The 15164-nt window shown below is 62.1% G+C and carries 11 protein-coding genes and 1 pseudogene; 9 read left to right on the top strand and 3 right to left on the bottom strand.

Annotated elements, in window-relative coordinates; translation table 11 throughout:
- Window positions 1-433: 433 nt before the first annotated feature.
- Together IVA88_RS28410 and IVA88_RS28415 are read right to left on the bottom strand one after the other, a co-directional pair.
- Window positions 434-796: a response regulator gene (locus tag IVA88_RS28410; protein WP_247500514.1), complete on the bottom strand. Its 363-nt coding sequence runs from the start codon at window positions 794-796 to the stop codon at window positions 434-436.
- Window positions 760-2130, bottom strand: a complete 1371-nt coding sequence (locus IVA88_RS28415; protein WP_247500515.1) for an ATP-binding protein — start codon at window positions 2128-2130, stop codon at window positions 760-762. The genes IVA88_RS28410 and IVA88_RS28415 overlap by 37 nt, the downstream gene beginning before the upstream one ends.
- Before the next feature lie 16 nt (window positions 2131-2146).
- Between IVA88_RS28415 and dnaK the strand changes: the two are divergent.
- From dnaK to IVA88_RS28460, 9 genes and pseudogenes are all read left to right on the top strand, one after another.
- A pseudogene (gene dnaK, locus IVA88_RS28420) lies at window positions 2147-3649 on the top strand (molecular chaperone DnaK); the annotation flags it as partial.
- 59 nt (window positions 3650-3708) lie between these two features.
- Window positions 3709-4335 (top strand): nucleotide exchange factor GrpE, encoded by a 627-nt coding sequence (locus IVA88_RS28425; RefSeq protein ID WP_247500516.1) that lies wholly within the window; start codon window positions 3709-3711, stop codon window positions 4333-4335.
- On the top strand, window positions 4302-5207 hold the full coding sequence (locus IVA88_RS28430; protein WP_247500517.1) for a J domain-containing protein: 906 nt from the start codon (window positions 4302-4304) through the stop codon (window positions 5205-5207). The genes IVA88_RS28425 and IVA88_RS28430 overlap by 34 nt, the downstream gene beginning before the upstream one ends.
- A 16-nt stretch (window positions 5208-5223) precedes the next feature.
- The gene (locus tag IVA88_RS28435) at window positions 5224-5586 is read left to right on the top strand and encodes a chaperone modulator CbpM (RefSeq protein WP_247500518.1); all 363 of its coding nucleotides are present in this window, start codon (window positions 5224-5226) and stop codon (window positions 5584-5586) included.
- Window positions 5587-5866: 280 nt separating this feature from the next.
- On the top strand, window positions 5867-7276 hold the full coding sequence (locus IVA88_RS28440) for a Do family serine endopeptidase (RefSeq protein ID WP_247500519.1): 1410 nt from the start codon (window positions 5867-5869) through the stop codon (window positions 7274-7276).
- 1449 nt (window positions 7277-8725) lie between these two features.
- On the top strand, window positions 8726-9859 hold the full coding sequence (locus tag IVA88_RS28445) for a glycosyltransferase family 4 protein (protein WP_247500520.1): 1134 nt from the start codon (window positions 8726-8728) through the stop codon (window positions 9857-9859).
- An 806-nt stretch (window positions 9860-10665) separates the two neighbouring features.
- Window positions 10666-10941, top strand: coding sequence for a hypothetical protein (locus IVA88_RS28450; RefSeq protein WP_247500521.1), 276 nt, complete (start codon window positions 10666-10668; stop codon window positions 10939-10941).
- A gap of 359 nt (window positions 10942-11300) precedes the next feature.
- A complete protein-coding gene (locus IVA88_RS28455) occupies window positions 11301-12038 on the top strand; it encodes a glucose 1-dehydrogenase (protein ID WP_247500522.1) in 738 nt (245 codons plus the stop codon).
- A 258-nt stretch (window positions 12039-12296) separates the two neighbouring features.
- Window positions 12297-12452, top strand: a complete 156-nt coding sequence (locus IVA88_RS28460) for a hypothetical protein (RefSeq protein ID WP_247500523.1) — start codon at window positions 12297-12299, stop codon at window positions 12450-12452.
- 1358 nt (window positions 12453-13810) lie between these two features.
- Here the strand turns inward: IVA88_RS28460 and IVA88_RS28465 are convergent.
- Complete coding sequence (locus IVA88_RS28465) at window positions 13811-15157, bottom strand: amidase (protein WP_247500524.1); 1347 nt, start codon at window positions 15155-15157, stop codon at window positions 13811-13813.
- Window positions 15158-15164 lie beyond the last annotated feature (7 nt).

Genomic DNA, 15164 nt, shown 5'->3' on the forward strand with positions numbered 1-15164 from the left:
TGATGAGCCGTGCCCGTTCGACCGCTAGGCGCTTGAATTTGAGGGCGAAGAGATGAGAGCTGTACCGAGATTACTCGTGGTCATGGGCTTGGCCGTCACCGGATGGCTTGGCCCCGGCCTGGGCACTGCGTTTGCGCAGACAATCTATCTGGATCCGTACCCCGCGATCTTACCACCGGCGACGACGTACGTGGTCAGGCGGCCGATCGTGGAGCCGCCCGCCGCAATCGTCCGCGAACGGACCGTCGTGGTGAGGCGCCCCGTCTATGTGCCCGCGCCGGTATATCGTACGCCGCTGCCGCCCTACGGGTATGTTGCCGAGCTCGACTACGTGGCACCGGGTTGGTGATGGACGCCCAAGCCGTTCTGCGGTGAACCTAGGCTCTGGCTCGTGGTCTCGCGATGGCTAAACGGCTGAGTGTAGCCCTGCAGGTCAGCCGTTCATGACGGCCGGGGACGGATCGACAGCAACCGGCTTTGCGCCTGAGATCGCCTCAATTGTTGCCGCGAGCTCCGCAAGGGAATAAGGCTTGCTGAGAAATGCCTCCTTGCTGATGCGCTTTCTATTCTCCTCGATCAGGTCTGGAAAGCCGCTGCAAAACAGAATGGGAAGGCGCGGCGAGCGTTCCCGTAGTTGTCGCCCTACATCCACTCCGGAAATCTTCGGCATGGCCAAATCAACCAGCGCCAGGTCAACGCTCTCGCGGTCGAGAGCTGCCAAGGCGGCTTCAAGGTCATCAGTGGCAACGACCCGGTAACCTAATGCCTCCAACATGCCGCCGGTCGTTTCGCGCACGTCAGCATCATCGTCGATAACCAGAGCGTCCCCCTCGCAGACGCCGTCAGCTCGCTGGATCCCTGGCCGGCAACGACGGCCTCAGTAGAACGAGGCAGGAAGATGCGGACCACGGTGCCTCGACCGAGCTCGGTTTCGATCTTGACCGTCCCACCGGATTGGCGGGCGAAGCCGTAGACCTGTGACAGGCCGAGGCCCGTGCCTTTGCCGGGAGCCTTGGTGGTGAAGAACGGATCGAAGGCACGGGCCAGAACATCCGGCGGCATGCCCGTGCCGGTGTCCTTGACGGAGATGCACACATATTGCCCTGCTTTGAGCTCGCTCGCCAGTTGGTCGGGGACGCGGTTCAGAGCGGTAGTTTCGATGACGATGGTGCCACCCGTCGGCATGGCATCGCGTGCATTGAACGCAAGGTTGAGAAGCATGAGTTCAAGTTGGGTCGGGTCGACCAGCGCCGGCCACAAGCCCTCTTGGGTGGCGACTTCAAGGCGGATGCCGGTCCCGATCGTCCGCGACAGGAGCTCGGCGACCACTCCGGCAAGCTCGTTGATGTCGATGGGCTCTGGCGCGAGGTGCTGCTTACGCGAAAATGCCATGAGCTGCTTCACCAGCTTGGCGCCGCGTTCCGCCCCGTGCATGGCATTGCGCAGGTAACGCTGGAGGCGCTCGTCCTCGATGCGCAAGCCAAGCAGCTGCAGATTGCCCATGATGGTCGTCAACAGGTTATTGAAGTCATGTGCGATGCCACCAGTGAGTTGTCCCACGGCCTCCATTTTGTGGGCGTGGCGAAGCGCGACTTCGGTCCGCTCGCGCTCAACCATTTCGGCCATCAACCGCCGATTTGCATTCGCCAATTCGTGGGTACGATTCTCGATGCGCCGTTCCAGCGTGTCGGTCAGATGTGTCAACTGATCCAGATAGCTTTCAGTCTGTCGCTGCTTTACCCGCGCCCGGACGGCCGCTTTGACCGCGCTCTTGAGCGAAGCCGCAGCGAGGGGCCGTTCGAGCACGGTCACGTTTCCGAGCAACTCGACGAGATCTGGCTGCGGATTGCGCGCTGCCCTCAGCGTCAGCAGGACAAAAGGAAAATCCGACCATGGCGGCTGGTTGAGAATCCACCGCGCAAGGCTGCCGCGATCCTCGTGGGTCAAGGCCTCTTCTGCAATCACGGCGGCTGCCGCCTCGCCCAGATTGCCCACCAGCTCGATAAGGCTCCGCTGCTCACGAGCAAAAGTGCCGTCAGCCTGCAGCATCGAACAGATTACTGCCGCATCCCTACCGACCGGCGCCAGTACAAGCGCAGGCCCATTTTCAACATGCTCAGGCCGCGCCATTCGGGCTTTTTCCAAGCAGGCGGTCATAACGGTGCCGGCCTACTTCAACGACGCCCAGCGCCAGGCCACGAAGGACGCAGGCCGCATCGCCGGCCTGGAGGTCATGCGCATCATCAATGAGCCCACTGCGGCGGCACTCGCTTACGGACTGGAGAAGAAGGCCACCGGCAAGATCGCGGTGTACGATCTGGGCGGCGGCACGTTTGACATTTCGATCCTCGAGGTGGGCGACGGCGTCTTCGAGGTCAAGGCGACGAACGGCGACACTTTCCTAGGGGGCGAAGACTTCGACAAGCGCATTATCGACTATCTGGCGGATGAATTCAGGAGAGAAAGCGGCATCGAGCTGCGGAACGACCGCCTGGCGCTACAGCGTCTCAAGGACGCTGCGGAGAAGGCCAAGATCGAGCTGTCCAGCAGCACACAGACCGACGTCAATCTGCCGTTCATCACCGCGGATCAGCACGGACCCAAGCACCTCAACATCCGGTTGACCCGAGCCAAACTGGAAGCGATCGTCGACGACCTCATCCAGAAAACCATCCCACCATGCCAGGCTGCCCTGAAGGACGCCGGTCTGGAGCCTGGTCAGATCGATGAAGTCGTACTGGTCGGCGGCCAGACCCGCATGCCCAAGGTGCAGGAGACCGTCCAGGCCTTGTTCGGGCGCGAGCCCCATAAGGGCGTCAACCCCGATGAGGTCGTGGCCATCGGGGCCGCCATTCAAGCCGGCGTGCTGCAGGGCGACGTGAAGGACGTGCTCCTGCTCGACGTCACTCCCCTGTCCTTGGGAATCGAGACGCTCGGCGGCGTGATGACCAAGCTGATCGACCGTAACACCACCATTCCCGCGAAACGCAGCCAGGTCTTCTCGACCGCAGAGGACAATCAGAGTGCCGTCACAGTGCGCGTGTTCCAAGGGGAACGCGAGCTGGCCGCCGACAACAAGCTGCTCGGCCAATTCGACCTGGTGGGAATTCCACCCGCTCCCCGTGGCATGCCGCAGATCGAGGTCACTTTCGATATCGATGCCAACGGCATCGTGCATGTTTCCGCGAAGGACAAAGCGAGCGGCAAGGAGCAGTCCATCCGCATCCAGGCATCCGGCGGACTGAGTGAAGCGGACATTCAGCGGATGGTTCGCGAGGCCGAAGCGAACGCCGAGCAGGATCGCCGGCGGAAAGAGCTGGTGGAGACGCGCAACCAGGCCGATGCCGCAGTCTACCGGATCGAGAAGACCATGCAGGAGTTGGGCGTGCGCATACCAGCCGCCCTGAAGGATGAAGTCGGGCAACTCATCACCCGGGTCAAGGACGCCATGCAGGGCGACGATATCGGCCGGGTTCGGGAAGCTGTCGCCCAGCTGGAGAAAGCTGCGCAGCGTCTTGCGGAAATCCAGCAGCACGGTAGCGGAGCAGGCAGCTCGCAATCCTCCGGAACATCCGGCGATCGGGGAGACGCCGACGTGATTGATGCCGAATTCGAGGAGCTGGATGACAAAGATCGCAAGACGGGATGAGGCACTGCGGCTCTCAAAGCTCCTCTAGCCGCTCAACAGATCCGCGATAGGAGGTCCGGATGCAGGAGAACGTCACGGGCGAGCAGGCGCCGCCTGTCGAAGAAGCCAAAGAGCGCGATTCTCTTCAGGCGGAAAATGCCGCCCTACGTGATCGGCTGCTGCGCGCGCTGGCGGATGCCGAGAACACTCGCCAGCGCGGCGAGCGCATGGCGAAGGATGCCCGCCAGTACGCCATCGCCGACTTCGCTCGCGAGCTCCTGACGGTGCTCGATAATCTGCATCGTGCCATTGCTGCCGCCGAGCAGCGACGCGCCGATATGACCGACGACTCTTCCCTGCTCGAAGGAATTAAAGCCACCGAGAGGATTCTGACCTCAACGCTTGAGCGGTTTGCTGTCCGCCGGGTCGAGGCGCTCGGAGCAAAGTTCGATCCTGCCCTGCACGAAGCCGTAATGCAGGTGGAGGATGACGAACACGATCCGGGCACCGTCGTGCAAGTTCTCGAGGAGGCTACATCATCCACGAGCGGCTGCTGCTTCCGGCCCGGGTCACCGTTGCGAGGCGACGGCAGGAACGAGCCTCGCATTCCGAAGCTGTCAAACCTCGAGACCGCGACGAATTCCACCATTTCGAGACATGAGAGGAGAAGGCGTTGGCCACCGACCCCTACGAAACACTGGGCCTGAAGAAGGACGCGTCGCAGGAGGAGGTCCAAAAGACCTATCGCCGGTTGGCAAAAAAGCTGCACCCTGACCTTAATCCAAGCAACAAGCGGGCAGAGGAACAATTCAAGGAGGTTTCGGCCGCCTACGACCTGCTCAGCGATCCCGACAAGCGAGCGCGTTTCGACCGAGGAGAAATCGATGCCTCGGGAGCCGAGCGACCGCGGTACCGTTCCTATCGGGACTTTGCCGAAGGTGCCGGAGCCTCGGCCTATAGCAGCGACGCCGGCTTTTCCGATCTTGACGACGAAGGGGATTTGTTTGGCGAACTGTTCCGCCGGCGCGGACGATCCGGAGCCGCCGGCGCGACTTTCCGGATGAGAGGAGAGGACGTCTATTATCGCATGGAAGTCGACTTCCTTGATGCGGTGAACGGCGCAAAGCGCCAGATCACGCTCCCGGATGGCTCTGCCCTCGAAGTCACCATTCCGCCCGGGAGTCGCGACGGCCAAATACTGAGGCTTCGCGACAAGGGACGGCCGGGTCACGGTGGCGGACCCGCCGGGGATGCCCTGATAGAATTAGAGGTGCACGGACACCCGCTGTTCACGCGCAACGGCGACGACATCCATGTCGAATTGGCGATCCCGCTTAAAACAGCGGTGCTCGGCGGCAAGATCGAGGTGCCGACTCCGACAGGAATTGTCACCATGACCGTGCCGAAATGGTCCAACACCGGAACGGTCCTGCGGCTCAAGCAAAAAGGCGTTCGGCGCTCCAACGGCACGCGAGGAGATCAATACGTCACGTTGAAGATCATGTTGCCCGAAAAGCGCGACCTGGAACTTGAAAGGCTGATATCGAGCTGGACCGCCGGGGCAAGTCATGCAGCGTGAACCGATGAGGCCCGGCATGGAGATCAATGAATTTCTCGTTCACGCGCGGCTCGACCGCGAGCACCTCCACAGCTGGGTCGAGGCCGGCTGGCTTACCCCCAGCAGCGAAGGTGAGGAATGGCTGTTTGCCGAGATCGACGTCGCCCGTGCCCAGCTGATCCGAGACCTGAAGAGCGACATGGGTGTCAACGACGACGGCGTTGCGATCATCCTGGACCTATTGGATCAGCTGTATGGCTTGCGCGGAACGTTGCGCGACATCGCGTCGGCCATTGCCGCACAGGATGAGCCGGTACGTCGACGTGTCCTGGCGCAAATCCGGGGTGCCCCGCCCAAGGCGTGGTCCCGGGAAAGCATGGACAGCGAACGCCTCGTTTAGCGGAATTCCCGGGCGGCCTATGCGGCGATAGGCCCGGTGCCGTCCGGCCGCAACCGCAACCGCAACGCGGGCCAGCTCGCCTGCACCTTATTGCCGACCTGGAAAGAGGCCTTGCCACTGCGGACGTACGGCGCCGCGACAGAGCTTTTCTGCCGGAATGCCGGCCCACATAGCAACCCTGCACTCGAAGCGACGTTACTGCCCGCAAACCGCCCGACCCCGAGGCGCCCGGCGCAACCGGAAAGGCGGGCTCGTTTGCCTTGACGGAAAGGACTGTCTTATGGCCGGCAATCTTAAAGCGCGACTATTCTGCACCTTGTTCGCGAGTACTCTTGGTGCCGCAATCTGCTCGACGGCGCTGCCGGCTCACTCACAGCAGGCGGCAGTTCCGACCGACTTTACCGCCGTCGTGAAACAGAAAGCCCCCGCGGTGGTCGCGATTCTGACGAAACAGATGATCGAAGACGAAGCGCGCCAGGCTCCGGACGATCTGCCCCTTGGCGAGCTATTTCGGCGGCGGTTCGGCGAACCTCGCGCACGCGAGCGGACCGCGCTAGGTTCGGGTTTCATCGTCAGCCCCGAGGGGCACATCGTCACGAACAATCACGTCGTGGATAACGCCAGCGAGATCCACGTCCGCTTCGCGGACAAAACCGACGTGGCGGCGAAGCTGGTCGGTCGTGATCCATCGACGGATATCGCGGTGCTCAAGATCGAGCCGCGGCCCAACATGGCTGTAGCGGCGTGGGGTGATTCCGACAAGATGGAGCCGGGGGCGTGGACGATCGCGATCGGCAGCCCCTTCGGACTCGGTGGCACGGTGACCGTCGGGGTCCTCTCGGCGCGGGCACGCGACATTCAAGCTGGGCCCTACGATAATTTCCTGCAGACGGACGCGTCAATCAATCAGGGCAATTCCGGAGGTCCGCTGTTCAACGCGGCAGGCGAGGTCATCGGTGTCAATACGGCGATCCTTTCGCCGCTTGGAGTTAACGTGGGCATCGGATTTGCTGTGCCGTCGCGGACGGCGCAGACCGTCGCGGATCAGATCATCCGCACGGGAAAAGTCGAACGCGGCTACCTCGGCGTCCGACTGCAGGAAGTGACGACCGGAATCGCACAGGCGTTAGGCCGTTCCGATACGAAGGGCGCCCTCGTTGCATCCGTGGAGCCGGGTAGTCCCGCGGAGAAGGCCGGGATCAAAATCGGGGACGTCGTCACCCGCGCTGATGGTCAAACCATCGCCGGACCGCGCGACCTGTCGCGCGCCGTCGCGCGGACCAAACCGGGATCGCCGTTGAATCTAACGGTGGTCCGAAACGGCAACACGGAGGAACTCACCGTCGCGCTCGGCCGGCCTCAAGAGGACCGGCGGAGCGGAATGAGCGATTTGCAGGACTCGGGTAGGACGAGCAAACGACTTGGATTGAGTCTCGTGCCGATCCCGGAGGCGGCTCGGAAGCAGCTGGGCACGGACACGGCGGGTTTGATGGTCGGCGATGTGGAGCCCGGTAGTCCGGCTGCCGAGAGCGGGATCCAGCCGGGGGACGTCATCACGAGCGTCAACAACCGCGAGGTCAATCAGCCGTCCGACGTGGCCGAGGCGTGGGCGAACGCTCGGCGGGAGAACAGGCCGGTCCTCCTGCGCGTCAAACGCGAGGGCCAGTCTCTTTTCGTCGCGGTCTCTTGAACCAAGAGTAGCATTCTGTGTTGCCGAGAGCGGAACGCCGGGCTGGGCACCCCCGCTCCTCCAGCACCGGCTCGCGCCACGCCTGACCTCGCAAGAAACTTAGTGCTCGTAGCTCCAAGAGCAGCCGCGCTGGCCACAAGGACTGAGACTAGCGCGACTTACAACCAGCAACCGTCAGCCATTCTTCCCGTCGGCGGCCGATATGCTTTGCTTCCGTTCGGAATTCAGTCGAGATGCTTGAGGCGTCGCCGGAGATTTCCTAGATTTTTTGTTGCCAATGCCTCGGCAGGATTGGCGCGATCACCAGGCAAGAAGCTTGGATCCACGTTGCTTCTAGGAGGATGTGGTTATGAAAAGTACGTGTCATCTCACAACCGGCGCTTCGTTAGAGCGCATTATGGGCCGCACTCTGCGGCGCTCAGCCCGGCGCATCGCTGCGCAATCCAGGATTCGCAGCGTCGGGCCACTTTCCGCGATGGCTGAAGCTGGCGCGCGAGCGTGGTGCCCCTTGGTTTCAGCTTTACTAGCACTGGCACTGCTGCTGAGCGCGACAGAATTGGCCGGCGCAGAGCAAAAGCCTTCGAAGCGGCCGGACGGTGCGAACGCAGTCGTTCAGACCTCATCGCCCGAACGAACGATGCATGGCCGGAGTACCAGAACCAAGCGTAACATCAGTATGGACACGTTCCGGGCGGAGGAGATTGTCCCCGATATCTGTAGGGGCTGCTCCTCTTGAAAACGGGGATGGCGATCGAATGGGTCGACCTGCGTGCGGCGCGAACCGCACGCACCCTCGCCCAAGAAGCAGACTACAACGGCCACCACTTAAGCAGCCTTACAGAGGACGGCAGAGGCATTGTCTCCGGGACCGACGGCTGCCGAGTTGTCCTCGCGACGGGTTCATGCCTGAAGTCGTGCACCAGATCCTTTGAATCGAATCGATCTGGCGCGCTTGGACACACATGGCCGGCCGAGACATCAGTCACTCTCGAGCGACCACCTTCAAACAACCTCTTCGGACCCTTGCGAAATCCTGGGCTGCAATCCCATTTTCTTGCTGTAGGCGGCATCCAGCGCCGCGCAATGAATTCCAATCGGAGCAAGCGAGAGCTACCATGACCTCCTGGCAAGACGACCTGGTCGATACAGCGCTTCTGGAGTCCTTCCCAGCCAGCGACCCGCCGAGTTTCGTCGCCCGCGGGGTGGCGATTGGCTCGCCACAGCGAGGCGACGCCACTCCGGATGGAGTGCTCGGAGCCAAGCGCCGGGGCATCCCAATGCCAGATAGAACGAAACCAGCGCCCCATACCGATGTCTCAAAGCGGCGCTGGCCAGCTACCAGGTGCATTGGGTCGAAGGCGTTTGCCGGAACGGATGCAGCGGTTTGACGTGCGCATCCGGAGCTTGTCAGGACGGCTTGGGCCAATTGTGCATACACGGAGGATGGAGATGAGGATTGCGCAGATTGCACCACTGTTTGAAAGCGTCCCACCGCGACTTTATGGCGGCACGGAGCGGGTCGTCCATTACCTCACCGAGGAGCTCGTCAAGCAAGGACGCCAGGTCACTTTGTTTGCGAGCGGAGATTCTATCACGTCCGCCGAGTTGGTCCCGTGCACGCCGAGAGCCTTGCGGCTCGACCCTGATGTCCGGGATTCGGTCCCTCACCAGATGCTGCAGCTCGACAAAGTTCGCGAGCGCGCCGCCGAATTCGACGTCCTCCACTTCCATACCGACTATCTGCACTTCCCGTTGTTCCGAGCGGAAGCCGGCCGCACGTTGACCACCCTGCACGGCCGCCAGGACCTAGCCGACCACCTGCCGTTCTATGCGCACTTCGCGAAGATGCCGCTCGTCTCAATCTCGAATGCCCAACGCGCGCCGCTTCCGCGCGCAAACTTCGTGGCGACGGTCTATCATGGCCTGCCGCTTGATCTTCACAGGCCGACATTCGAAGCCCACGGTCGCTACCTAGCATTTCTGGGGCGGATCTCGCCGGAGAAGGGGCCCGAGCGAGCGATCGCCATTGCTCGCGCGGCGGGGATACCACTCAAGATCGCAGCGAAAGTCGACAAGGCCGACGAAGCCTATTTCCGCGAAGTCGTCGCGCCGATGCTGAATGGACCGGGAGTGGAATTTATGGGTGAGATTAGCGAGAGCGAGAAGACTGAATTCCTCGGCCAAGCCGCTGCCCTGCTCTTTCCTATCGACTGGCCTGAGCCGTTCGGGCTGGTCCTGATCGAAGCGATGGCCTGCGCCACCCCGGTACTCGCCTTCCGACGCGGCTCGGTTCCGGAGATCGTCGAAGATTGGCGTACGGGGCGGGTTGTCTCGACTATGGAGGAGGCTGTGCGGGCGATTCCGGACGTACTGGCCCTGGACCGACGAAGCGTTCGCGCCCGGTTTGAGGAGCGCTTTTCCGCTTCACGGATGGCCACCGATTATCTGAGGCTCTACCAGAAGATTGCCCGCCGGCGTCCAGGCCCGGAAGCCGGGTTCTCGGCGCTCGCCGCGCGCTCGCTCTCGATCGCCGAGCCTGTCGGTCGTGTGACGGCGCCCCGACCGCAGTCCGAGGCGAATTGAGGATCGTCCATCTGTTGGCAGCGTCGGAGCCTTCTATGACAATGCTCTCCAACCAACAACGGTCTCTGCAAGGCCGAGGTGATCCATCAGCGCGGGCCATTGCGCAACTGAGGCCGTCAAGTTCACGGGGTGGAATGGTAGATTGGTTCAACAACCGGCGGCTCCTGAAGCCTATCGGCAAGGCCCTGCCGCCGAAGCCGAGCAACGCTACTATGCCATGCTGGACAACCGCCATTGGCGGCATCACTTCGACCAAATGGCCTCCGGCAAAGCCGGGGCGTTCACACGTGCGTTTCTGCCGTGACCTGCATCCATGTTGCGCTCGGTCAGTAAAAATGGGTTCCACCGCAATGTACCGGGCAAAGCAGGGCAAGAAGTCGAAGGTTCCACTTTGATGCGCCAGCGGTTGTGCTCGCCTACAGACCGTTCTGCCAGATGTCCCAGGGCGCCTCGGGACCAAAGCTTTCAACCATCCAATCAATGAAACTGCGCAGCTTCGGAGGCGGATGCCGCCCGGGCGGATGCACCGCAAAGATGCTCGAGGACTCTGCCTCGTAATGCTGAAGGAGCGGGCACCAAACGACCTTCCCTCAGATCGTCTCCCACGATAAAGGTGGGTGCCAAGGTGATACCGAGGCCGCTGATAGCGGCGCTACGCAGCAAATCTCCATTCGTGGCCTTGAGGCGTCCCTTGATCGGTACAGCCAGTTTCTTGCCGTCACGATCTGCAAAGTGCCATCTGGCAGACCGCAGCAGTACTCCAGGCAATGGTGCTTTGCTAGGTCGGACGGTTGCTTGGGTGCACCGTGTCGTTCGAGGTAGACAGGCGAGGCGCAAACAACGAATCTGCAGGGCGCGATCCGGCGAGCCATGAGCCGCGAATCCGGAAGATCGCCGATCCGGACGGCAAGATCGAACCCTTCTTCGATGAGGTCCACAATCCTATCGCTGAGGACCGCATCTATCTGCATCTGTGCGTACCGATCGAGAAAGCCAGCAATCACCGGGCCCAAGTGCCTTATCGCAAACGTGGTAGGGACACTCAGCCGGAGGATGCCACGCGGCGTGGCTTGAAGAGATAGTGCTGCCGCTTCCGCCTCGCTCACTTCCGATAGAATGACCTCGCAGCGCTTCCGGAATTCCTCGCCGGCCTCGGTCAATGTTAATTGGCGGGCTGTCCGGTTGAGGAGCCGCGCGCCCAGCAATCCTCGAGGGCGCGGATATGGTTGCTCACGGCCGCCGGGGAGAGCGACAGCTCCCGTGCCGCCGCAGAGAGGCTGCCCCGCTCCGTCACCCGGAGGAAAACATTCATGCTGCTCAGCCGATCCATCACCCACCTTTAAGCAAAGGTAAAAACTGTTTTCACAATCCGGACGATTATATCCTCTACACGCAACATCCATCTTCCGTTCCGAAGGCACCATCCGACGGAGTCGAGAAGATGAATCTCAGAGACAGAGTAGCAGTCGTTACTGGCGGCTCGCGAGGCATCGGCGCTGCGACTGCCAACAGGCTTGCGGGGCTTGGAGCCCAAGTCGCGCTGACCTATTACCAGCATCGCGAGGCGGCGGATGCAATCGTCGAGCAAATCCGCCGCAGCGGTGGCGATGCCGCGGCCTTTGAAGCCGCCATCGAGGACGGCGCCTCGGTTAAGGCCATGACTGAAGGCGTGGTTTCCAAATTCGGGCGAGTTGACATCCTCGTCAACAATGCGGGCGTTTTCGCAACAAAGCCCGTCACCGAGGCTGACCTCGCCTTTTACGCCCGCCAGTTTAATGCGAACGTCTGGGGGACCATTCAGGTCACGCAAGCCGCTCTTCCTTTCTTTCCTCCACGCGGGGGCCGCATCATCAACATCGCCTCGGCGCGGGTGTTCGCCCCGCGTGACGGGACTGGCATCTACGCAGCGAGCAAGGCGGCGGTATCCGTGCTCACGCACGCGCTCGCGATCGAGCTGGGGCCGCGGCAGATCACCGTAAACGCCGTCTCGCCCGCGGTGACCAACACCGACATGACGGCGAAAATGCCCCAGGAGAAGAAGGCATTGTTCGCCCAGGCCACTCCGCTCGGTCGCCTCGGCGAACCCCACGACGTTGCCGACGTCATCGCTTTTCTGGCGTCTGACGAAGCCCGCTGGATCAACGGTCGCACGATTCGCGTAGACGGCGGCTTGACCTGACGGCGGACTGAGGTGCAGCGATGCCTCTTGCGGTCTACGTCCTGGGCCTGAGCATTTTCTGCCTCGGCACCACCGAGTTCATGATCTCAGGCCTTCTGCCGCGCACCTAGCGCACGAATTTCACGTGTCGCTTTCCGCGGTCGGGCTCTTGATCTCCGCCTTTGCGCTGGCGGTGGCGCTTGGCACGCCACCCCTGAGTGTTTTCGGGTGCGGCAGCCCCGCAGGACAGTCCTGCTGGTCCTCCTTAGCGTCTTCACGTTGGGCCAGATTCTTGCTGCCCTCGCGCCGACCTACGGCTGGCTGCTGGGCGCCCGGATCACCACGGCGCTGACCTTCGGACCGTTCTTCGCGATCGGAGCGGTTGCGGCCGTCGAGCTGGTGGAGCAGGAAAGCGGGCTCGCGCAATTGCGGTGATGTTCGGGGGCCTCACCATAGCCAATATCGCCGGCGTCCCGGCGGGCGCTTTCATTGGCGAGTATTGGGGATGGCGGGGCGCGTTCTGGACTGTCGCGGCTCTGTCGGCGCTGGCAGTGTTTGATGTCGGGCGATGTCTTCCGGCTGGTTCAACCGACCCAAAAAGCTGGCATCATCTACGTGCCGAATTTGCGCCCTTCACCATCTGATATGGCGCAACAGCGCCCCGGTGATAGCACAGGATTCAGACACGATCGTCGAACTGAGGGAAGTCGTCGCACATCCAGCGGACGATACGGCTGCGCCGGCCCGGTTGGTGCCTTCGAGCAGCGCGCGTAGCGCTTCCACCTGCACGTTGTCCCACGCGAAGTTCCGTTGGGCCGTCCCCATCTGGCGGCGATGGTCTGCAGGATGATCGCCAGCGCCTTGCCGGATTCAATGGCCTCCAATTTCGCTTCGATCGAAGAGGCGCCGTAAAGGTTCGCAATCACGAGGTCGTCGACGAATGGCACACGTTGCTTAATCCGCAACGTTCGATCCCGGCCAAAATCGTTCAATTGACCGGCATCACCAATGAGATGTGCGGGACGCGCCCGTGTTCGCGGACGTGGCAGGAGTTTCATGGATTTCATGGGTGACGGGATCTTCGTCGCCCACAATGTCAACTTCGACTACGGCTTCATCGCGTATGAGTACGAACCGCTGGAGCGACGCTTCCGGTTTCCCAAACTTTGCACATGCGCGGGAATGCGGCGGCGCTATCCCGTCATAAATCCTACGGGCTCGGGAGACTCTGCGAAGTCTACGGAATCGAGCTGGACAATCATCATCGGGCGCTCTGCGACGCGCGCGCTTCCGTCCACCTGCTGAACCTGATCAACCGGAAACGCCACGCGGAAGTGGCGCAGGGCGCAGAGGCTAGGGTAGGCTGCCGAAACTCCCGGGCCATGACATGCAAACTTGCTCTGCCTTCTCTGACTTTGTCCGATGAAGGCATCGGCGCAGGACCAATCGCCGCCCGGCGATCGAGACCCCGCTGGTGCCACATCGGCCCTGTCGAGAGCGCGACAGTGATATGGCCCCGGAACAGCTCCACGCCAGGCCCATGAAGCTGCAGAAAAGGAAATCAACTTTCTCGTCGTCCAGCGCTCCCCCCAAAAAAAATGGCCGCCCCTTCGAAAGAAAGGGCGGCCAAGTCTGGGAGGAGACCCCTTGCGGGGTCAACGGGCGAGTGTTCGCCCGCTACAGCGGAGCCGCGGGACTGCCGCGCTCACAAGTCGGGACTGGCACTGCTCTAAGACGTCTCAAGTTCGTGTCCCTTCTCCGGGGAGCTTCTTGCGATCGATGCGTTCGCGCCGTCAGTCCGAGGTCGATGCAAGCTTCTCGATGCCTGCCGAGATGGCCAATATTCTCCGGTCATCACCGGCCAGACCCGCGATCGTGACGCCGACGGGGGGCCCATAGGGGCTACCTGCAGGCAAGGACACGGCGCATCCGTCAATCAGGTTCACCAATGAGCTGTTCCGCAAGACGAGAGCATTGAGCCGGCCAAACTCCTCGTCCACCTCGAGTACGCGCAGGAGCGGAGGAATGATCGGGACCGTGGGCATCAGCACCGCATCGAACCCGGAAAGCTGCAAGCTTGCCCGCTCGATCACAGCGGAACGCGCCTTTCCGAGATCTATGTAATCCGCGGCAGAGAGGTTCGCCCCGCGTCCGATGCGCGCCAGGACCCGCGGATCGAACATGTCGGATTTTTCACGGAGGTCCCCACGATGGAACGCGTAACTCTCCGCTGCCGCGAATCCCCCGTTCGCCTGAAGCGCGAGAGCATCCGAAAACGCGGAGATCCTGACCTCGACGATATCAGCTCCCGCTCGTGAAAGCGTCTGCAACAGCGTTTCAAATCCACTGGCGACCTCTGGCTCAAGGTTATCAAGAGCAACCGTCGCGGGTACGGCGATTCGCAGATGCTCAACGGATCGAGCTTCCGGCGTTAACGGATCAAACCCCGCGAGGATCGAGTCGAGCGCCGCACAGCAGCCAACCGAGCGCGCGAGCGGCCCCACGGAATCCAGAGTTGTCGAAAGCGGAACGACCCCGTCACGTGGTATGCGTTCGGCGGTTGGTTTGAACCCGACCAGTCGATTGAAGGCCGCCGGGATTCTGCAGGAGCCTCCCGTGTCGGTCCCCAGGGCAGCGTGCGCCATACCGTCGGCGACAGAAACAGCTGCCCCGGAGGATGATCCTCCAGGCGCTCGCCCCTTGTTTCGCTCGAAAACGCTTTTCGGCGTCCCGTAGTGCGGGTTCAGACCGAGCCCGGAGTAAGCGAACTCGGACATGTTCGTGCGTCCGATCAGGATGAAGCCCATCCGGCGCAACCTCGAGATAACGGTCGCGTCCTTTCCGGCAGGAGCGACACTGGACCGGACAATGGATCCTGCTCGTGTCACTTCCCCCGCCGCGTCAAACAGGTCCTTCACCGACACCGGAATGCCCGCAAAGCGGGATGGCGCATTTCCTGCGCGCCGCAGCCCATCCATCGCGTGCGCTACATCCAGCGCCCGTTCATTGACCTGCACGAACGCGGCCCGTCCCTCGCCGCCTTCCTTGCGGATGGCGGCAAGGCACGTCTCCACCAGCTCGACCGCTGTTGTGCGCCCGGCCTCCAGATCCTGCGCGAGTGACGCAAGCGTAGCAGTCATGGCGGGT

This window comes from Bradyrhizobium sp. 149, assembly GCF_023073915.1.
Taxonomy (GTDB): Bacteria; Pseudomonadota; Alphaproteobacteria; order Rhizobiales; family Xanthobacteraceae; genus Bradyrhizobium.

Coding starts and splice junctions, on each gene's coding strand:
- IVA88_RS28415 (WP_247500515.1), bottom strand. CDS start 2,130: ATGGCGCGGCCTGAGCATGTTGAAAATGGGCCTGCGCTTGTACTGGCG.
- IVA88_RS28425 (WP_247500516.1), top strand. CDS start 3,709: ATGCAGGAGAACGTCACGGGCGAGCAGGCGCCGCCTGTCGAAGAAGCC.
- IVA88_RS28435 (WP_247500518.1), top strand. CDS start 5,224: ATGGAGATCAATGAATTTCTCGTTCACGCGCGGCTCGACCGCGAGCAC.
- IVA88_RS28440 (WP_247500519.1), top strand. CDS start 5,867: ATGGCCGGCAATCTTAAAGCGCGACTATTCTGCACCTTGTTCGCGAGT.
- IVA88_RS28445 (WP_247500520.1), top strand. CDS start 8,726: ATGAGGATTGCGCAGATTGCACCACTGTTTGAAAGCGTCCCACCGCGA.
- IVA88_RS28455 (WP_247500522.1), top strand. CDS start 11,301: ATGAATCTCAGAGACAGAGTAGCAGTCGTTACTGGCGGCTCGCGAGGC.
- IVA88_RS28465 (WP_247500524.1), bottom strand. CDS start 15,157: ATGACTGCTACGCTTGCGTCACTCGCGCAGGATCTGGAGGCCGGGCGC.